The sequence below is a fragment of the Plantactinospora sp. DSM 117369 genome, assembly GCF_053764795.1.
The window spans coordinates 5,954,613-5,975,181 of sequence record NZ_CM132446.1; the positions used below are offsets into that span (position 1 = coordinate 5,954,613).

A 20,569-nucleotide genomic window follows, 5' to 3' on the forward strand; every position below is an offset into this window, starting at 1 on the left:
TTGCCGATATTCGGGAACCCGGCTGGGCACTGGGCAGCCTCTGCCGGAAGTCGTTCCCGGCCATTCGTCCCTTAGGAGGATTGCCCATGCGTACTCATCGTTACCGGTCCATGGTGGCGGCCATGGTCGCCGCCACCGTGGTTACCGGGGCCGGGACCGTCACCGCGATCACGGCGCAGCCGGCGGCCGCAGCCGCCGGCTGTGGAGTCACCTACACGGTCGCGTCGCAGTGGAACAACGGCTTCACCGCGAACGTGAGCATAACGAACCTCGGTGATCCGCTGACCGCGTGGACGCTCACCTGGAGTTATACCGGTGGGCAGCAGGTCACCCAGGTGTGGAACGCCACCGTATCGCAGAGCGGTAGCCAGGTTACCGTCCGCAACGCCAGCTACAACGGCAATCTCGCCACCAACGGGACCGCGTCGTTCGGCTTCAACGGCTCCTGGAGCGGCAGCAATCCGGCGCCGGCGAGCTTCGCGCTCAATGGCACCACCTGTACCGGCGCCCCGTCCACCGGCACCCCCACCACCACCCCGACCGGCGGCGGCCCCACGACACCGCCGCCCAACAACGCCGGCTGGGGCCGGGCGCTGCCACCGGCCGGCGCGGCGCACAGCATGGCGTACCACATCGTCGCGGCCGCCGACGGCACCGGCTACGTACCGCGGGCGAACGAGTGCTCGCGCGAGGTCCACGCGCGCTACTGGGCGTACGGGCCGGACGGCAAGGTGTACCCGACCTGGCACCCGGCGCGCGATCCGAGCGGTTGCTCGTTCGGGCACGAGCACGGCGACGATCCGCGCACCTCGGACCTGTACAGCACCGTCGGCTGGCCCGCCTTCGGTTACACCAGCGAGGTGATGCTGGACAACATGCCGGAGAACAGCCACCGGCACGAGGACCACGTCGGGCACAAGGTGCTCTCGGTCAACAACACCAACGTGATCCAGGGTGACAACGGCACCAGCTTCTTCCCGCCGCAGGGCACCACGATCGCCGTCTGCGACACCCTGCTCAAGTTCCACCAGGGCACCCACTCGCCGGACGCGTTCAGCAACAACGTCCACGAACTGCTCTTCAACCAGCGCTGCACCGCGAGCAACGGCGGCCAGGTCACCGAGGCCCGGTACAACGCGATGATCCCGCTCGGCCGGGCCGGCGGCTTCAGCCCGAGCGAATGCCCAGGCTTCGGCGGCCAGTTCATCAACGTCAAGCCGGCGGTGCCGGCGGACTCGCCGTCGGACACCCGCTCGCTGGGCCGGCTGATCACCGAGCCGGGCTGCGTGCAGGCGATCCGGGAAGGCCGCACCCACCAGGACCCGCTCTACCCCAACCCGGTGCCGTTCACCGTCTCCGACATGGACGACTTCTGGTTCTCCGACGTCCAGGTGACAGGTTCCGGACTGAACTTCCGGATCGCGCCGCTGTTCTACGTGGTCAACCCGTCGCGCTACTACGACCCGAGCAAGCCGAACAACAACGGCCGGATAGTGGACCTGTGCTACACGGACCTCAGGGGTGGTAGCTACTGCGACCAGGTCAAGCAGATCACCCAGCAGACCGGGCAGCAGGTCGCCTGGGACGACCCGCGCTCGCCGTTCAAGGGCACCCTGCGGGAGTTCCGGCCGGGCACCTTCCAGGTGCAGAACAGCGGCCCGACCGCCGTCTACACCGACGTGTACGGCCGCAACGCCTCCAGCACGCCGTTCGCCGGCTCGATCCGGCAGTACTTCTCCGGCAACAACAGCACCGCACTGTACGTCCGCGGCTCCACCAAGGACTACGGCAGCAACTCGGCGGACGCGATCCACGCACCAAACTGATCAACTGAAGAGCATGGGGTCCGCGGCGGTTGACCTGCCGCGGGCCCCCGTCAGCTGAACCAACGCATGCAGGCCAAAGAGCTGAGCCGCCCATCGGTTGTCGATTGTTGTCACTGGATTCGCGTGTACAGCTGGCTGGCCGAGCCTTGCGAGTTGAGCAGCGCCGTTGGACGCCCCCTTCGGCCGCGACCGAGCTGCTCACCATCGAGGCCGGCCTGGTGTCGTGGCCGGCGTCCGTACCTGGCGAGGACATCGCCACCCACCCCGGCACACAGATGATCCTTCGTGCCTGCCGAGGCAACGAGGTGTACCGAACGGCGCCGAGACTCGGGGCCGCCTCTCGTCCGCTCAGCCACTTCCGTCCCCAGTACGTCATGGATCGCGTCTGTCACCGCCCGTCTAGTCAATACCTGAGCGCGCCGCCGATGAGAGCCTGGAGCTGGACGGCGATCCGGTCCAAGGGCTCGGTGCTGCGCTTGGCCCGGCACATGGCCACGGTGCCCTCCACCGCCGCGACGATGAGCGTCGCGATCTGCGCGGCCTGCTCGGGGTCCGCGCCGTGCTCGCGCAGAGATGCGGCCAGCAGGTCCTCCCAGGCGTCGAAGACCTCGGCGGCGGCGGCCAGGGCGGGGGGAATCTCGCCGGGCGGGGGCTCCTCGATGGCGACGGCGAGGACGGGGCAGCCGGCCTGGAAGTCGGTGTCGACAACAATCTTGCGCCACAGGGCGAGGAAGGCGCGTAGTCCGGCCGCGGGTCCTGCTCGCAGCTCCTTGCGCAGGCTCCGCGCGACCAGGTCGCCGGTGTAGCGGACGGCTTCGGTGGCCAGCTGCTGCTTGCCGTCAGGAAAGTAGTGATAGGTGGAGCCCAGCGGGGCCCGGGCGTGCTTGGCCATCTCGCGGATGCTCGTGGCGCTCAGACCGCGGCGGCTGATCATGTCGGCTGCACCGGCGACGATCCGGTCGCGCGCTTGCGGGCTGCTGGTGGTCATGCCTGAAGTCTCCTGCCACCCCTGGCTATAACGGTCGTCATAGCCTAGCGTGAGGCCATCTATAACGACTGTCATAGTGCGTCGTCAGGAAAGTGAGGTAGCTGAGATGCCGATGATCCGGCTCACGGTTCCAGCCGGTTGCCTGACCGAGGACGGCCGCGCGAGTGTGCAGCGCGAGCTGGCCGCGGTCGTGCTGCGCTGGGAGGGAGCGCCCGACGCCGCGTTCTTCCGCGCCCAGGCGTGGAGCTACCTGGTCGAGCTGCCGCAGGGAGCCCAGACCACCGCCGAGGACGACGCGCCGCGCCTGCTCGTGGACGTCACCGTGCCGCAGGGCGCCCTGTCAGAGCGCCGCAAGGCGGGTCTGGTCGAGGAGGTGACGCACACCGTACTCAAGGCCGCCGGGCTGGCACCTGACGACGCCTCTCACGTCTGGGTGCTGGTACACGAGCAGCCCGAGGGCACCTGGGGTGCCGGTGGCTCGATCGTCCGCTACGCCGACCTCATGGCCATGGCGAAGGCGCGGCGCGCCGATGCGTGAGCTGACCTCCGTCGCGCGGCGCACCGTCGAATGGCGCGACGTCCCCCGACCCGAGGGTGCGGTCCGACCGGTGACCCATGCGTGAACTGCACTTCGTCCGCAGCGGCCGGCTCGCGTGGCGAGCACAGACCCCGCCCGGACCTGTCGATCCGGACGGCGCTATCGTCCGGCCGTTCCTCGCCGCACGCTGCGACGGCGACACCCTGCCGATCCACCGTCCGGTCTCCCGAGCGCTGCAGGCCGGGATCGCCGTCGGCCTCGTCGACCCCGTCGTCGCCGCGATCTGCGGCCGGGTCCCCTTCCGAGGCCCGTTCTGCATCGGCCATGAATGCGTCGCCGAGGTCACCGCCGTGGGCGCCAACGTCCAGACCGTCCGCGCCGGGCAGACGGTGATCGTGCCCTGGGCGGTCTCCTGCGGTACCTGCCGATCCTGCCGCCGCGGCCTCACCTCCAAATGCGACACGGCGACCCGCGGGCGGACGCTCGCCGCGTACGGATTCGGTCCCTCCAGCGGTGACTACGGCGGCATGATCACCGACGCGCTGACCGTGCCCTACGCGGACCACATGCTTGTCCCGGTGCCGGCGGGTGTCCCTCCGCTGCGGGTGGCCGCCGCCAGCGACAATCTCGCCGACGCCTGGCGAGCGGTGGTGCCCCCGCTGACCGACCGCGGCGGTGGCCGGGTGGTGATCCTCGGGGGCGGCGCCAAGAGCATCGGCCTCTACGCGGCGGGTCTGGCCATCGCCCACGGTGCCGCAGCCGTCGACTACCTCGACGACGACGCCGCACGCCGGCGGATCGCCGAGGGGTTCGGCGCGCGGACCGGCCCGCTGTCGCGGACCGACCGCCTGCGCGGATACGACGTCGCCGTCGAGGCGACCTCGCGTCCCGCCGGCCTTCGCGCCGCCCTGCGGGCGCTCGCTCCGGGTGGCATCTGTACGGCGGTGGGTTACTACCTCGCATCAGGTACGCGGCTGCCGCTCATGCAGATGTACGCCACCGACGTGACCCTGCACCTGGGTGTGTCACACCCACGCGCAGACCTGCCCGAGCTGCTGGCGTTCGTCGACCGCACCGGCTTCCCCGCCGAGGACGTGACCACGATCGTCGCCGACTGGGACGACGCTCCTCGCGCCTACCCGGCGCGGACCACGAAACTCGTCCTACAACGCGAGCGGCTGCCGGACCGGGTCGGTCCAACTCGGGCATGATCGGCCGGGTTCTGACTAGTCAGAACCCGGTTGACTGCCTTCCCGTCCGCTATGACAGTCGTTATAGTCGAGGTGACCTATAACGCCTGTCATAGACGTGGGGGACGCCATGACTGTGATCACCGTGACGACCCCGACCGGGCGGCTGAACCTGGAGCAACGGCGTACGTCGGCCCGTACCTTGACCGATGCGGTGCTCGTCCCCGAGATCGGCCGGTCCGAGCCGGCGGCTCGGGTGGGTTCCAGGTGCACTTCGCGGCGGCACCCGCTGGCCGAGGCTCGGGTCCAGGCAGATACCGGTGGCAAGCCCGCGGCTTGGTCAAAGCGGTCAGGATCGGGCCGGCGGCGCTGTGCTGTCGCGGACGACGAGCGTGGTGGCCAGCTCGGTCCGTGGCTGACTCAAGGCCTCGCCGGCCGCGAGGGCGACGACCATCCGGGCGGCTGTCACGCCCATCTCGGTGAACGGCTGCCGCACCGTGGTCATCGGTGGCCAGCACCAGTTGGTGGTGTCGATGTCGTCGAAGCCGACAACACTCAGCTGCTGTGGGATGCGTATGCCGAGCTCGGCGGCGGCCGCGTACACGCCGAGGGCCTGCAGGTCGTTGCCGCACAGCACGGCGGTCGGCAGGTCGGGCAGGCGCAACAGCTCGCGGCCGAACTCGCGGCCGGCCCCGAAGCTGAAGGGTCCGGTGCGCACCAGCCGAGGATCCAGCGGGATGCCGGCGGCGTCCAGCGCCGCTCGGCAGCCCTCCAGCCGGGCTCGCGCGCCGAGGTATTCGGCCGGTCCGCTGATCACGGCGACCCGGCGGTGGCCGAGGTCGAGCACGTGCCGGGCGGCGGCGATCGCGCCGCTCCAGTTGGTCGCACCGACCGAGGGGGTCGGGTGCACCGGCTCTCCGGTCGGGTCAAGGGTTACCAGTGGGATCGCGCTGGCGGCCAGTTGCGCATGCTGCGCTGGGGTGGTGTTCGGGTACACGGCGATCACCCCGATCGGGCGTCGCGCCAGGACCCATTCGGTCCAGGGCCGGCCCTGTGAGGCGCCTTCGTCGTTCACCTCGGTGAAGCCGAGGGCAAGCTCGTGCTGGCGGACCACCCGCTCGACGCCACGCATGATCTTGATCGCCTGGTTGCTCTCCAGCCCGTGGAACACCACTTCGACGGTGGCCGCGGGAGGCACCGCGTCGGGCCGCCGGTAACCGTGCTCGCGCAGGAGCGCCTGGACCCGCTGCCGGGTCTCCACCGCGACGCCAGTCCTGCCGTTGAGCACCTTGGACACGGTCGGCTTCGACACGCCGGCCAGGCGCGCGATCGTCGCGATGGTCAACTCTCCGCGCCGACGGCCCCGCCGCTGGCCTTCCACAATCCGTTCCGCCACAGCGGCAGTGTATGAGGCCGCCCCGATCAGATCGATGACGATCACGGCACATCCGACAGCTCCGCGATGCCTCGCGGGTGTCGGGGTTGCCAACCGAACCGTTTCCATTGATACTGCTAACTGTTTCGAGCCGGACGCGGTCGGACGGAGTGGCAGTCCACGACCGCATCGCTGGGCATCGCCGCGATGCCCCGGCGCACCGGTACCGCATGCTCACGCAGCGGGCCGACCTCGATCGACCAGTAACGGCGTCCTTCGGCGCTCGATGTCGACGCTCACTTTCTCGACCTCATCCCCCGACCGAAAGGGTTCGAGATGCGCAATACCATGCGACTTCGCACTCGTCTGGCGACCGTCACGGTCGCGGGCCTGGCCGTAGCCGGGACGGCTGTCGCCATCTCCGGTCAGGCCTCCGCGGCCACCGGTTGTCAGGTCAACTACTCGGTCAGCTCCCAGTGGCAGAGCGGGTTCGGCGCCAACGTCACCATCACCAACCTCGGCGACCCCATCAACGGGTGGACGCTGACCTGGTCGTACTCGGCGGGACAGCAGATCACGCAGGCGTGGAACGCGACGGTGACCCAGTCCGGCGGCCAGGTCGTCGCCCGCAACATGAGCTACAACGCGGCCATCGCCACCAACGCCGGCGTCGCGTTCGGGTTCAACGGCTCCTGGAGCGGCAGCAACCCCGCCCCGACCAGCTTCACGTTGAACGGCACCGTGTGCACCGGCGGCGTGAACTCGACCACCGGACCGCCGACCAGCAGCCCGCCGACCAGCGCCCCGCCCACCAGCGCGCCGCCCACGTCGCCGCCGCCGTCGGGCAGCCTGCCGAACAGCTTCCGGTGGCGGTCGACCGGTCCGCTGATCGCGCCGAAGTCGGACGCCAGCCACAACATCCTCGCGGTGAAGGACCCGTCGGTGGTGTACCACAACGGCCGGTACCACGTCTTCGCCAGCACCGCGAACAGCAACGGCAACTACAGCATGGTGTACATGAACTTCACCGACTGGTCGCAGGCCGGCTCGGCGCAGCACCACTACCTGGACCAGACCCCGGTCGGCGGCGGGTACAAGGCCGCGCCGCACGTGTTCTTCTTCGCCCCGCAGAACCGCTGGTACCTGGTCTTCCAGACCGGTGACAACGCCGCGTACTCGACCACCAGCGACATCAGCAACCCGCAGTCGTGGACCGCGCCGCAGCGCTTCTACCCGGGCGGCATGCCGCAGATCATCCGGGACAACATCGGCAACGGCTACTGGGTCGACATGTGGGTCATCTGCGACACCGCGAAGTGCTACCTGTTCTCCGATGACGACAACGGTCACCTGTACCGGTCCGAAACGACGGTCGGCCAGTTCCCGAACGGCATGACCAACACCGTCATCGCGATGCAGGACACCCGGAACCGGCTCTTCGAGGCGCCGAACATCTACAAGATCGTCGGGTCCGACACGTACCTGATGATCCACGAGGCGATCGGCTCGGACGGCAAGCGCTGGTTCCGGTCCTGGACCGCGCCGGCCATCACCGGCCCCTGGACGGGCCTGGCCGACACCGAGGCGAACCCGTTCGCGCGGGCCAACAACGTCACCTTCGACGGCACGGCGTGGACCCGGGACATCAGCCACGGCGAAGCGATCCGCGCCGGCAACGACCAGACCCAACCGCTCAGCCCCTGCAACATCCGCTACCTGTACCAGGGCCTGGACCCGAACGCCGGCGGCGACTACAACCGGCTGCCCTGGCGGCTCGGCCTGCTCACCCAGACCAACTCCACCTGCTGACCGGGAGGCAATCGTGACCAGCATTTCTCGCCTGCGGCGGGGGTTTGTCCTCGGCGTGGCCGGCCTACTCGTGGCGGCCGGTGCCGTCGCCGCCGGGTCCGACACCGCGGGTGCCGCTGCGTGCTCCGCACTACCGGGCTCGCTGCCCGCCGCCGGCTCGTTGCCGGCGGTCAGCGAGCTGCCGGACCCGTTCAAGTTCTGGGACGGCACCCGGATGACCAGCTCGTCGGAGTGGGCCTGTCGGCGCGACCAGTTGCGGGAGCTGTTGCAGTACTACGAGTACGGGCACCTGCCGCCGGCGCCGACCAGCGTCACCGGCACCCGCAACGGCAATACGCTGACCGTCACCGTCCAGGCGAACGGGCGGACCGCGTCGTTCAACGCGAGTATCAGCCTGCCCGCCGGCGGCGGCCCACATCCGGCCATCATCATGCTGAATCCGCTCGCGGCGAGCGCGACGAGCCGCGGGTACGGCGAGGTCACCATCAACCCGAACAGCATCGCCGCGGACAGCACCAGCAAGACTGGCGCGTTCTGGACGCTGTACCCCGACTCCGACGCCGGCGTGTTGATGGCCTGGGCGTGGGGCGTGCACCGCACGCTCGACGCGCTGCGCGCGATACCCCAGATCGACACCAGCAAGGTGGGCGTCTCCGGCTACTCCCGGTACGGCAAGGCCGCCACCGTCGCGGGCGCGTTCGACGACCGGATCGCTCTGACCGTGCCGGGTTCCGCGGGTACGGCCGGGATGGGCAACTACCGCTTCTTCTCCTCCACGGGCAGCAACAACGAGACCCTCGACGACATCCTCGGCGCCGCGTACTGGTTCACCCCCCGCTTCGCCACCTTCCGGGGGCAGGCCACCCGGCTACCGGTCGACCAGCATGAGCTGGGCGCTCTCATCGCGCCCCGGCTGTTGCTGATCACCAACGGCACCGAGGGCTCCGACATCCGCACCAACCCGATCGGCACCAGCTACAGCTACCGGGCGGCGCGGATGGTGTACGAGTACCTCGGCGTCCCGGACCGGATCGGCATCGCCTACCGTCCGGGCGGCCACCAGATCGACATCGCCGACTACAACGCGATCATGGACTTCGCCGACAAGTACCTGCGCGGCCTGAACGTGACGCGGACGTTCAACAACGTGCCGTACCCGCCGAGCACCGCCGCCATCCCGTGGACCATTCCCACCGGCGGCGGCCCCACCACTCCGCCGGCGACCACGCCGCCCACGACCCCACCGACAACCCCGCCCACAACTCCCCCGACCACGCCACCCACGTCGCAGCCGGTCGGGGCCTGCTCCGCCAGCTACCGCACGGTGAACTCGTGGCAGGGCGGCTACCAGGGCGAGGTGACCGTACGGGCCGGCGCCAGCGCGATCAACGGCTGGACCGTGCGGTGGTCCACCGCCCCGTCGATCACCCAGGTCTGGGGCGGAACGCTCAGCGGCAGCAGCGTGCGGAACGCGTCCTGGAACGGCTCGCTCGCCCCGAACGCCACCGCCACGTTCGGGTTCCTCGCCAGCGGCAACCCGGCGACGCCCGCACTCACCTGCACGAGCCCCTAACCGAGTCGGGTCGGGAACTGGAGGAGTAATGATTCCTGACGGTAGAGCCGAGGGTCTGCATTCCGCCGGCATTCGGTTTCTCCCGCCAAGGTGTGGAAGCCCTGGGTGCGACAACGGTTCCAACGCTGATCAGGCCGCACTGGTTGGGCGAGCGATTGGCGACCACGTTGAGGCCGAAGCGTCGGCGGCGTTTGTGCCGCTTCCCGATGAAGATCGCCAACCGGCGCTTCGCGTACTCCCTGAACCGCCAGCCCGCTACCGGGCCGCCTGGCTGCCAGCCGGACCTGACTTCCACCGGCAAGCGACGACGAGCTTACGAAACAAGCCGTCCACCACTCACATGATCAACCACCCATCCCTACTGGACGCACAGGAGGACCCACCATGCGAAGGATGAGCGGCCTGCTCGCCGCAGCGTCGGCCGCCGCGATCGCCGTCGCCGGAACACTGCTGGCCATCGGCCCCGCCAGCGCCGAGTCGAACGGCGGCGTGCGCGTCATGCCACTTGGCGACTCGATCACCGACGGCCTCAACGTGCCCGGCGGCTACCGGATCGAACTGTGGCAGAAGTTCGTCGCCGGCGGATACAGAATTGACTTCGTCGGCTCCCAGTTCAACGGACCACCCAGCCTCGGCGACCACGACCACCAGGGCCACTCCGGCTGGACCATCGCGCAGATCGACGCCAACGTGGTGAACTGGCTACGCGCCACCACCCCGCGCACCGTACTGCTGCACATCGGCACCAACGACATGTTCAGCCAGTCCGCCGGCGCGCCACAACGACTCTCCACCTTGATCGACAAGATCACCAACACCGCGCCGGAGGCCGAGGTCTTCGTGGCCTCGATCATCCGGTTGAACGGCGCCGATTCCCAGGTACGCACCTACAACGCGGCGATACCCGGAATCGTGCAGAGCAAGGTCAACGCCGGCAAGCGGGTGCACTTCGTGGACATGTACCCCGCGCTCGGCGCTGGCGACCTGGCCGACGGCGTGCACCCCAACGCGGGCGGCTACGCCAAGATGGCCACCGTCTGGTTCAACGCGCTGCGCGCGGTGCCGCGCAGCATCACCGACGGCACCCCCACATCGCCGCCACCGACCACACCGCCCACGAGCGCGCCACCCACGAGCGCGCCACCGACCACGCCGCCGACCGGTGCCTGTGCCGCCACGTACCGGACGGTCAACTCGTGGGGCGGCGGGTTCCAGGGCGAGGTGACGGTGCGCGCCGGCACCGGGGCCATCACCGGCTGGACCGTCCGGATGACCCTCGCCAGTGGACAGAGCATCACCAACTTGTGGAACGGCGTCAACACCGGCACGAGCGGTGCGGTCAGCGTGCGGAACGCGCCGTACAACGGGAGCCTCGCCGCCAGCGGCACGACCACCTTCGGCTACGTCGCCAACGGCAACGGCGCCACCGCTCCCACGGGCGTCGCCTGCACCAGCCCCTGATTGGAGACCAGTGAAGACCAAACTGTTGTGCGCATTGGCGGCGGCCGCGCTGGCCGCCACCGCGGCGGTGATCTTGGCGGCGCCGGCCTCGGCCGCGACGCTGACCGAGGTGACCAGCTTCGGCACCAACCCCAGCAACATCCGGATGCACCTGTACGTGCCGGACCGGGTCGCGACCCGCCCAGCCGTCGTGGTCGCCGTCCACTACTGCGGCGGCTCCGGGCCCGGCTTCCACTCCCAGACCGGGTACGCGTCGCTGGCCGACCGGTACGGCTTCATCGTGATCTACCCGTCGGTGACCCGCAGCAGCGGCTGCTGGGACGTCTCGTCGCCGTCGGCGCTACGCCGCGGTGGCGGCAGCGACCCGGTCGGGATCGCCTCCATGGTCAGCTACACCCAGCAGCGGTACAACGCCGACCCGGACCGCATCTTCGTCACCGGCAGCTCGTCCGGGGCGATGATGACCAACGTGCTGCTGGCCGACTACCCGGACGTGTTCAAGGCCGGCGCCTCGTTCGCCGGTGTGCCCTTCGCCTGTTTCGCCACCACCAACGGCTCCGAGTGGAACAGCACCTGCTCCAGCGGCCAGCTTGTCAAGACTCCACAGGAGTGGGGCGACCTGGTCCGCAACGCCTACCCCGGCTACACCGGGCCGAGGCCCAGGATGCAGATCTGGCACGGCACCAACGACGACACCCTGCGCTACCCCAACTTCGGCGAGCAGATCAAGCAGTGGACCAACGTGCACGGGCTGCCCCAGACGCCGTCGTTCACGGACACGCCGCAGTCCGGGTACACCCGCACCCGGTACGGCGGCACGGGTGGCATGGCGCCGGTGGAGGCGATCAGCATGCAGGGCGTGACGCACAACCTGCCGATCGACGCCGCCCAGGTGATCCGCTTCTTCGGCCTCGACAGCACCACTCCCACGACCGCGCCGACCAGCCCACTACCCACCACGACGCCGCCGCCGACCACGACGCCGCCGCCGACCACGGCGCCGCCCGGTGGGTGCCGGGTGACGTACGCGGTCAACGCCTGGAACACCGGCCTGACCACGGCCATCACCCTCACCAACACCGGCGGTGCGGCTATCAACGGCTGGAGCCTGGCCTTCACGCTCCCCGGCGGACAGACCATCACCAACGGCTGGAACGCCTCCTACTCCCCGAACAGCGGCGTGGTGACCGCCCGCAACGTCTCCTACAACGGGACCATCGCCCCGAACGCGTCGGTCGGGATCGGCTTCCAGGCCACACACACCGGCAACACCGCCCGGCCACCGTCCTTCACCTTGAACGGATCCGCCTGTACCACGAGCTGACCGACCACCGCGAGACGTGAGGCCATCGCCGCGCCCTGGGCGGCGGTGGCCTCGCCCGCGAGGAAGCTGGTCCAGCCGATTCCCGCCGCGTCCGCGCGGGTCCGCGGTCCGCAAACGCGCTGCGTCCAGAGTGGTCGATAGGCTGCCAGCATCGTGGGAGGCCCGGAATCCGGCCGTGTACCGCAGCGTTCGGGTCAGTTCCCCGACGTCCGGGCAGGCACGGAGCAGCCAACGGAACCCCACCCTGGTGCCTAGAACCGGCCGAGCCCTGGGGTGCCGCGGCGGCCGGGCACGGCCACGTTGTCGGGGCCGATGGATAGCATCTCCTTCGTCGCCGCGCCGGCTGTGCGCCGCCGGTCGACGCTTCACCCTGCCCGACGCTCGCCGTAACCCCCCATTCCCTTCGGAGGCCCGCCATGTCCCAGGAGACGACGTACCTCGAACTGTCCGAATCGGCCGGCGGAGCGCACAAGTTCTACGAGGTGACCGTGGACGGACCGCAGCTGACCATGCGCTACGGCCGGATCGGGGACCACGGCCAGGTCAAAACGACGTCGTACGCCGACAACGCGCAGGCCCGGCGGGAAGCGGCCAAGAAGATCGGCGAAAAGGTACGCAAGGGCTACGCACCGGCTGTCCCGGGGGGACGCCAGAAGCGCGCCGTATCCCGGCGGATCATCAGCAGCTACTCCCCCGTCCCGCACCCCGCCTCCGGGACGCATCACTCCTCAACTACCCGCGCGGCCCGGGCCCGGTCCGTCCCCCCGGTCACGCAGACCGCCCCGGTGCTGTGGCGCTACGACAGCGGCTCTCCCGCCTACGGAATCTTTGTCGACGGCGACCGGGCCATGGTGGGCAACGAGAACGGCGTCATCACCACGCTCACCCACGACGCCCAGGTGATCCAGCAGTTCCGGCTACCGGACGGGGTGAAGTGCATCGTTGCGGACGACGACTGGCTCTACGCGGGCTGCGACGACGGCAACGTCTACGACCTCTCCGGCAAGGTTCCCCGGGTGGCCTACCAGATCGCTCCGGACATCGACATCTACTGGCTGGACATCCATGACGGCGTGCTCGGCGTTTCCGACTCGGGTGGAGGCATCGCCGCGATCGACCACGAGGACGAATTCCTGTGGCGCCGGCACGGGCGGGGCTCGTCCGGCTGGATGGTGCGCTGCGACCAGCACGCCGTACACCACGGCCACTCCCGCGGGGTGACCAGCTACGACTGGGGTACCGGACAGGAACTCTGGCACCGGTCCACCGGTGCGGTGCTGTTCGGGTGGCAGGAGCCCGACGCGCTCTACGCGGGCACCGCCACCCTCCAGGTGGTACGGGTCGCCAAGGATGGCCAGTCAGAGCAGGTCTACCGCTGCGACGCGCCGGTCTACTCCTGCGCCACCGCCGAGGGGGGCGAGTACGTCTTCGCCGGCGACAACCGCTCCTCCATCTACTGCTTCGACGCGGCCGGCAACCGGCTCTGGAAGCTCGGTACCGGCTGCGGCTCCGCCTACTCGATGCAGTACCGCGACGAGCGCCTCTACGTGGTTACCACGGCCGGCACACTCGCCTGCATCGACGCCAGCGAGGCGGCGATCCGCGCGGCCCAGCAGGGCAACGTGCCGGAGGTGGTGGACGTGAAGGCGCCGCCCCGGATGCCGGCGGTCGCCCCCACCGCCACGCTGGAGGTAACCAACGACGTTGGCTCGGGAATCGTGGTCGAATGCGTCGAGGAGAACGGGCGGCTGCGGGTGCGGGTCGCCTCGCCCGGCTACCGGCCGGACTGGCTGGTGCAGTTCCCGAAGGGCATCCGCGAGCCACACGCCCGCTATCTGGTCACCGAGCTGCGCGAGGCGAGCCGGGGCGGCTTCTACCGGGCCTATGGCGACGTCCGCCGCCTACGCTGACGGGTCTCCCGCTCACGCAGAACCGCGGGCCGGAGGTATGAGCCCGCGGGCCCACCAGAATCACCCCTGGGCCGGACGGCCGCGGTAGCCGATGGGGCCCTCCCCGACCCGCTGGTAGGTTCCCAGGAACCCGCCGTCGCCGAAGGCGACTGTGCCGTTGTTGCCGCGGCCGTCGCGCCAGGTCAGCCTGGTGACCGGGCGGCCGGGCACACCCACCGCGAGGAGCAGGTCAGCACAGCGGTGCCATCCACCGCCCCAGCCCTCCTCGGCGGAGAAGCGCCGAGCCTCCTTGGCGACGGAGCCGCGCTCGATCAGCCGGCCGCGGAACTCCCTCGGCCGCTTACCCGGCTGCCGGCTCCAGCCGTAGAAGGCGGCCTGCTGCTTCTCGAACGTGATCGCATACTCGGCGCCGGACGCGTCCGCCCAGGCCACTTGGTCGAGGACGGCCTGCTCGCCGCGGTCGATGAAGATGGTGACCTCGCCGGCGTCGGTCGCGTACCGTAGCACCGGCTCGGCGATCGCCTGCCGGTCGAGCGCCAGCCCCGCCTGATCGTGCGCGTGCATCGGGTCGATCGTCACCCGGTACAACCACAGCATGCTCCGGGCGTCGTCACCGCTTTCGATCCGCAACATGTTCCGGCCGGCCACCAACTCCTCGGCCGGGACCGCGAAGACCAGCCGTTGCGGGAGTCCACCGCCGTTCGGGATCCGCAGCCGGTCGGCCAGCGGTCTGCCGTTGAGGCGAACGGTGAGCGGGGCGTATCCGGGCGCCTGGTAGAGCATCGACGCGAGCGCCACGAGGGCGACGGAGGCCTCGCGGACGACGGCCGGGTCGGGCACGTCGAACTCCAGCTCGACCGACCCGCCGGCGCCGATGGCCAGGTGGTCGCCCGCAGCCGAGGACCGGTCGACGCCGGTGATCGTGACGTTCCCGATGCGTGGCGGCTCGGTGCCGAAGTCGGCGTAGGTGGGTTCCATCTGGATCCCGGCACGCTGCGGGGCCACCGGCGGAGGAGACGACGACGGGTGCAGCAGTACCTCGTACGAAAGAACGGCGTGCTCGTCGTTGCCGTATCCGATGTTGGCGGCGCCGAAGGCCGGCCGCACCTTGCCGATGTGCAGGGTGCCAGGCGCGACCGCCGCGCGGGCGACGTAGAGCGGTTCGCCGTCGCCCTCCCGGCCCGCCGGCAGCGCGTCCGCGGGCACCGCGCCGCCGGACGCTATGCCCCAGACGCCGCGATCCATCAGCACCTCGTACTCGTCGACGCCGACCTCTTCACCGTCCCAGGTGGCCTGGGCCGCGCCGAAGGCCGGGCGGACCTTGCCCGGGTGCACGCCGCCGTACATCCGGACGCGGCACACCCACAGTGGCTCGCCGTCCGCCTCGTAGCCGTGCGGTACCGCGCCGGGTGGGATCCGACCGCCGCAGGCGGCCTCCCAGCGATATCCAGCGGCAGAAACATTCATTCCGTGGAGGCTAGATCAACAGGTTCAGGACTCGCGGACCCACCGGCCGCTAACGAGCGGCCGTGCCGGCGACACCTGAACCTGCCAAAGAACGGGCTCCTCGACCAGGTCGTTGCCGGCCGGGTCCGGTTCCTAGCCTGGCCGCGCTTGCCGAGCTTTGCGGCGGCTCCGGGCGGCCGGCCATGAGGGAAACAACACACGCGTGGCCCGGTCCATCCGGGATTCATGTCGCTCGACGGCGTGCTGGCGTCCCAGGTCAGCCCTTCACCGCCCCCGCGGTGAGCCCCTCGGTAAGGAAGCGCTGTCCAAAGGCGTACATGATCACCACGGGGATGCTGACGAGCAGCGACGCCGCGGCGAGCTGCCCCTGCGGCACGACGTCCCCGGCGATCATCGACTGCATCCCCACGGGGAGCGTCTTGTACTCGTCCTTCGTGATGAACACGAAGGCGAAGAGGAACTCGTTCCAGGCATTGGTCAGGGTGAACAGCGCGACCGCCAGTAGTCCCGGCTTGGCGAGGGGCAGCACCACCCGGCCGAACGCCTGGAGGCGGGTGCAGCCGTCGACCAGCGCGGCCTCCTCCAGCTCGACAGGGATCGACGAGAAGTACCCCGCCAGCAGCCAGGTGGCGAACGGAAGCGTGAAGGTCGGGTACGTCACCACCAGAGACCACAGCGAGTCGGTGAGCCGCACCCCGATGAGCAGCTGGTACAGCGGGATGAACAGCAGCGCGCCCGGCATCACGTAGGTGATCAGCACCGTGACGGTGAAACCCTGAGCCCCGCGGAACCGCAGCCGGGCCAGCGCGTAGCCCGCGAGGGCGGCGCAGACCAGTGCCACCGCGGTGGACGCCGCGGAGACCAGCAGGGTGTTGAGGTACCAGCGGCCGAAGGGCTTGGTGGCGAAGAGGTCGGTGAACTGCTGCAGGGTCCACGGCGTCGGCCACAGGTCGTGTTCGCGCATGACGATCTGACCCTCGGACTTGAAGGCCGTGACGGCGATCCAGTACAGCGGGGCCAGGACGAAGAAGAGCAACACGGCCAGCGCGACTCCGGACGCCAGCTTCGACACCAGGGACGACGTCCGGCGATGTCCCCAGTTCTGGAACGCCGAGACCACCCGACCGACCGCCGCCGCGACCAGCAGGATCACCCCGAGGACCACCGCCGACTTCCAGAGGATGTGTGGCGACACCCAGGCCAGCAGACCGACGATCGCCGCGGTGACGACCCACGGCATCGCCTTCCGCGCCTTCCGCGCCTTCTCCGCCGTGCCCACATTCCGCGTCTTCCGCGCCTTCCGGGCACGTCGGGGCAGCTCGGTGCCGGCGTCCCGGCGCAGCAACCGGACCAGGACGAACACCAGCCCGCCGATGACCGGCAGCATCACGAGCGTGACCGCCGCCCCCGCGCCGTACTGCAGTTGCAGGATCGCCTTCGAGTAGGCGACCAGCACATATGGCGCGGTCGCGTTGCCCGGGCCGCCTTGCGTCAGCAACCAGATGAGGTCGAAGTTGTTGAACGTCCAGATCGACGACAGGGTCACCGTTACGGTGATCACGTGGCGCAGTCCGGGCAGCGTCACGTGGACGAACCGCTGCCACGACGAGGCGCCGTCGACGGTCGCCGCCTCGTACAGGTCTGCCGGGATGGCCTTCAACCCCGCGAGGAACGCGACGGTGAAGAACGGCACCCCCTTCCACACGTTGACGAGGATCACCGACGGCATGGCCAGCGACGCCTCGGACAGCCAGCCCGCGGGCCAGCTGTCGACCAGGTGCGCCTTGGCCAGCAGCGGCCCGATCCCCGACTCGGTGAGCAGCATGTTGACGCTGCCGAAGATCGGATCGAGCAGCGAGCGCCAACTGAACGCCGTGACCACCGTCGGCACCACCCACGGCAACAGGAGCAGCCCGGCCAACACCGCCCGCCCACGGCGCCGGTAATGCAGCAGCAAGGCCGCGGACAGCCCCAGCACCACCTTGAACACCTCGGCGTACGCGGTGAAGACGAACGAGTTCACCACGCCCGTGCGGAACTGCTCGTCCCCGGCCAGGGCGATGTAGTTGGCCAGGCCGACGAAGACGCTCTGCTGCCCGTGCCGTTCCATCGTGCTGGTGACGACCGACCAGGCGATCGGCACGAGCACGAGCCCGCCGACCAGTACGGCGGTGGGCGCCAGGAACAGTGCCGCCAGCCGCCAGTCACGACCCAGCCGCCGCTGGGTCGTGGTGAAGCCACCGTGCCCCGGCGGCGAGGATGCCCCCTTCGCCGGGGCCGGCGCTGGACGGACCGATCTCACTGCGGCAGCCCCTGCTGGGTGAAGATTTGCACCATCTTCGCGTGGGCGGCCTGCACGGCCTGCGCGGGCGTCGTTCCCTGGAGAACCTGCTGCATCATGTCGGTGAGGACGTAGGCTCCGACGGCGGCCTGCTGGCCCGCGCTGGCCTTCTGCGGGAAGTTCAAGCCGTTCTTCGTGGTCAGCGGCAGCGGCAGCTCGGTGATCTTGCGCATGATGGGGAACGCCGGGTCGCCGCCGGTGAAGAACGGGTCGGCGTCCCAGACCTTCTGCCAGGCGGGCAGGGCCAGGCCGGGCGCCTCCTTCGCCACCCCGAGTAGCGCGGGCGCACTGACCAGGTACTGCGCCAGGAGCTTGGCGAGCGCGGCGTTCTTGGCGCCCTTGAAGATGACGAAGGCCTGGGACTGGCCGAGCAGCAGGGGATTGTCGGTGGCCGGCCCGATGCAGTCGGCGAAGACGTGGGTGTTGTCGTAGACGGGGTACTTCTTGGTCTTGGAGTCCGCGTAGACGCTGAGCTGGTTGCGGGTGTAGCCGAGGATCCCGGCGAGCCAGTTCTCGTTGTTGCTGGAGTCGGTCCAGGCGGCCACCCCCGGCGGCAGCATCGGCTTGTACTTGGAGTTGGTGTAGATGTCCCCGAGGAAGGTCACCGCCTGTACCGTCTCGGGCGAGTCGAACGTGACCTTCCTGCCGTCGTTGGAGGCGATCGCCCCGCCGTAGGAGTTGATCAGTGCCTCGATCATGCCGTTGGCGTCACCGGACCGGTTCACGGTCATGCCCCAGCCGAACCGGCGCTTGGACGGATCGGAGATGGCCAGGCACAGGTCTCGCAGCTCCTCCCAGGTGTAGATGTCCTTGGGAGTGATGCCCTTGTCCTGCATCCAGTCCTTGCGCAGGAACGACCCGATCCCGATGAAGTGGTAGGGAATGGCGAACCACTTGCCGTCGAAGACGCAGAAGTTCTTGGACTCCGCCGTGGGCTCGCCGTACTTCGCCGTCAGCGCCTGGACGACGTCCGTCACGTCCTCCAGGTCGCCGAGCGCCTGGAACTGCGCGACGAACCGCGAGTCGGTCATGAACGCAAGGTCACGCGCGACGCCACCCTTGACCTCGGCGTCGATCTTGGCCACCACGTCACCGGCGTCGGCCTGGACCAGACTGTTCCCGATCTTCGTACCGGTGGTGTCGGCGAACTTCTTGATCGAGCTGTCGAGCGCCGCGTTCGCCGCCTCCGAGTACAGCTTCTGCGACAGCATCCCCATCGACGAGCCCTTCAACGACGCCGCGGCGTCGATCAGCTCCTTCGGGACCTCGGCCTGCACCCGGGGGGTCGACGGCGAACTGCCTCCGCACCCGGCCAGACCGGCCGCGCCAAGCAACCCCACCCCCATTCCCAGAAAGCCGCGCCGGGACCGCAACGGGTTGTCCTCCATGGCCATTCGCCTCCTCCGTCTCGCCCACCGCTACACGCCGAAGGGGGCCGGGAGGCCTGCCGCCTCCCCTGTAGACACCTGCGAACCGCACACGAGGACGATCGCCCGATCGGGTGGTCGCAGCCCGCCTCTGCCGCGCAGTCTTCGGAAAGTTGCCCCGGAACGCGGCGGGCCTTCCCCCGACTTGCCCCGAGACACGCGCGCCGCCGGCCCGGAACGTCGGCCTGTCCGGCGGTGCGCTCACCTTACACATTTCGGAAAGTCGCGCCTAGGGGTGGAGCGAAATATGGGGAACGGCGCCATTTGTCGCCATCAATGGCCGCAATCGAGGTCGCAGCACGGTCTCCGGCTCGCGGCATTGAGGACGGTCGCGCTCTTCGTTGTGGTGGCGAAGTCTTCCGAGGTGGATGCGTCCGTCGCCCTGCTGACAGCGTGGTCCTCGTGCTCCATGACGTGCCGGCGACGGCGGCCAGCGACACAGATCCGGCCGGCCGTGCCGATGTGGTTTGCGCTGCTGCTCGGCGGGTCGGCCGTCATCGGCGTCTTCGGGTTCGGTCCCGGACTATTGCTGGGACAGTTGGGCGCGCACCTGCCCGGCCAACTCGACACGTTCCAGTTGCGGGGAGAACCGGTCTACGACTGAGCGCACTGGGGTGCCGACGGCCTGGGCTGGCGCCCCATTCCGCCTTCCACCGTGGTCGATCTCGTTGGCGGTCGCACTCACCGCTACTACCACCGTTACGCTCCGTCCGACGAAGAGGTGCCTAGCGGCAATAGTCGATCATGAGGCCGGCATCTGGATACGGCTCGGACACGTTAACCCCACACAGGTCCGTCACGTTTCAGTGCGGGCGGGTGGTGAGGGTTCGTCGTTGATCGTGGCCGTGGGATAGGCATGGGTTTCGCCTGCGCCAGGGTTCCCGGATTTCCAGGTCGCGCCGGTCGGCTCCGCAGACGGGTGGCACATCTACCGAGGACGGCAGCCCTTGGCCGGGCCTGGGCCAGAGCTGCCGTCTCCGGCACCCGTCTCAGCGTGGTAGCCCGCACCAGACCCGGAGCTCATTCGCCGGCCTGGTCCAGGCGTTGACCCAGGTGCCGTACGGTGTGATCGGGTGGTCTGGTCCACGCTCTCGCCAGCGCCACCCGGCCGGCCCTCCGGCTCCCCGAAATCGGGTGGACCTCCCTACCTTGGCTTCCGCCCGGCGGACCGAGTGCCGCCGGTGCTACGGTAGATCGCGAATGATCTGAACCTGGATGATCAGACAAACATGGGAGACGAGACATGGTGGGTGACGACGACATCTCCGGGTGAGACCGGACATGTGATCGGCCACCGGCCCGCGCCTATGAGCGCCGTTGCCGTGGTCGTGCCGTCGTTG

The 20,569-nt window shown here is 69.4% G+C and carries 14 protein-coding genes; 9 read left to right on the forward strand and 5 right to left on the reverse strand.

The window, feature by feature from the left end; translation table 11 throughout:
- Positions 1-86 precede the first annotated feature (86 nt).
- Positions 87-1,826 (forward strand): cellulose-binding domain-containing protein, encoded by a 1,740-nt coding sequence (locus ACSMXO_RS25620; RefSeq protein WP_455414099.1) that lies wholly within the window; start codon positions 87-89, stop codon positions 1,824-1,826.
- 403 nt (positions 1,827-2,229) lie between these two features.
- Here ACSMXO_RS25620 and ACSMXO_RS25625 read toward each other — a convergent pair whose 3' ends face one another.
- On the reverse strand, positions 2,230-2,814 hold the full coding sequence (locus tag ACSMXO_RS25625) for a TetR/AcrR family transcriptional regulator (protein WP_346256859.1): 585 nt from the start codon (positions 2,812-2,814) through the stop codon (positions 2,230-2,232).
- Between the two features lie 106 nt (positions 2,815-2,920).
- Between ACSMXO_RS25625 and ACSMXO_RS25630 the strand changes: the two genes are divergently transcribed.
- On the forward strand, positions 2,921-3,352 hold the full coding sequence (locus ACSMXO_RS25630) for a tautomerase family protein (protein ID WP_455414100.1): 432 nt from the start codon (positions 2,921-2,923) through the stop codon (positions 3,350-3,352).
- Between the two features lie 77 nt (positions 3,353-3,429).
- Positions 3,430-4,563: a zinc-dependent alcohol dehydrogenase gene (locus tag ACSMXO_RS25635; RefSeq protein WP_455414101.1), complete on the forward strand. Its 1,134-nt coding sequence runs from the start codon at positions 3,430-3,432 to the stop codon at positions 4,561-4,563.
- 328 nt (positions 4,564-4,891) lie between these two features.
- On the opposite strand, the gene ACSMXO_RS25640 is transcribed toward ACSMXO_RS25635, so the two are convergent.
- The gene (locus ACSMXO_RS25640; protein ID WP_455414102.1) at positions 4,892-5,938 is read right to left on the reverse strand and encodes a LacI family DNA-binding transcriptional regulator; all 1,047 of its coding nucleotides are present in this window, start codon (positions 5,936-5,938) and stop codon (positions 4,892-4,894) included.
- A gap of 327 nt (positions 5,939-6,265) precedes the next feature.
- On the opposite strand from ACSMXO_RS25640, the gene ACSMXO_RS25645 reads away from it, so the two are divergent.
- The 5 genes from ACSMXO_RS25645 (at position 6,266) to ACSMXO_RS25665 (ending at position 13,994) form a co-directional block, all read left to right on the forward strand.
- A complete protein-coding gene (locus ACSMXO_RS25645; RefSeq protein WP_455414103.1) occupies positions 6,266-7,726 on the forward strand; it encodes a non-reducing end alpha-L-arabinofuranosidase family hydrolase in 1,461 nt (486 codons plus the stop codon).
- 13 nt (positions 7,727-7,739) lie between these two features.
- The gene (locus tag ACSMXO_RS25650) at positions 7,740-9,299 is read left to right on the forward strand and encodes a glucuronyl esterase domain-containing protein (RefSeq protein WP_455414104.1); all 1,560 of its coding nucleotides are present in this window, start codon (positions 7,740-7,742) and stop codon (positions 9,297-9,299) included.
- 384 nt (positions 9,300-9,683) lie between these two features.
- Positions 9,684-10,760 carry a cellulose binding domain-containing protein gene (locus ACSMXO_RS25655; RefSeq protein WP_455414105.1) on the forward strand — a complete coding sequence of 359 codons (1,077 nt, stop codon included), beginning with the start codon at positions 9,684-9,686 and terminating at the stop codon, positions 10,758-10,760.
- A 10-nt stretch (positions 10,761-10,770) separates the two neighbouring features.
- A complete protein-coding gene (locus ACSMXO_RS25660; protein WP_455414106.1) occupies positions 10,771-12,084 on the forward strand; it encodes an extracellular catalytic domain type 1 short-chain-length polyhydroxyalkanoate depolymerase in 1,314 nt (437 codons plus the stop codon).
- 416 nt (positions 12,085-12,500) lie between these two features.
- Positions 12,501-13,994 carry a WGR domain-containing protein gene (locus ACSMXO_RS25665; protein ID WP_455414107.1) on the forward strand — a complete coding sequence of 498 codons (1,494 nt, stop codon included), beginning with the start codon at positions 12,501-12,503 and terminating at the stop codon, positions 13,992-13,994.
- A gap of 60 nt (positions 13,995-14,054) precedes the next feature.
- Here the strand turns inward: ACSMXO_RS25665 and ACSMXO_RS25670 are convergent, their stop codons facing one another.
- The 3 genes from ACSMXO_RS25670 to ACSMXO_RS25680 all read right to left on the reverse strand — a co-directional run bounded on the left by ACSMXO_RS25670 (position 14,055) and on the right by ACSMXO_RS25680 (position 19,196).
- The gene (locus ACSMXO_RS25670; protein WP_455414108.1) at positions 14,055-15,461 is read right to left on the reverse strand and encodes a DM9 repeat-containing protein; all 1,407 of its coding nucleotides are present in this window, start codon (positions 15,459-15,461) and stop codon (positions 14,055-14,057) included.
- Positions 15,462-15,717: 256 nt separating this feature from the next.
- On the reverse strand, positions 15,718-17,763 hold the full coding sequence (locus tag ACSMXO_RS25675) for an ABC transporter permease (RefSeq protein WP_455414109.1): 2,046 nt from the start codon (positions 17,761-17,763) through the stop codon (positions 15,718-15,720).
- On the reverse strand, positions 17,760-19,196 hold the full coding sequence (locus ACSMXO_RS25680) for an extracellular solute-binding protein (RefSeq protein ID WP_455414110.1): 1,437 nt from the start codon (positions 19,194-19,196) through the stop codon (positions 17,760-17,762). Before ACSMXO_RS25680 ends, ACSMXO_RS25675 begins: the two co-directional genes overlap by 4 nt.
- A 487-nt stretch (positions 19,197-19,683) precedes the next feature.
- Between ACSMXO_RS25680 and ACSMXO_RS25685 the strand changes: the two genes are divergently transcribed.
- A complete protein-coding gene (locus tag ACSMXO_RS25685) occupies positions 19,684-19,833 on the forward strand; it encodes a hypothetical protein (protein ID WP_455414111.1) in 150 nt (49 codons plus the stop codon).
- Positions 19,834-20,569 lie beyond the last annotated feature (736 nt).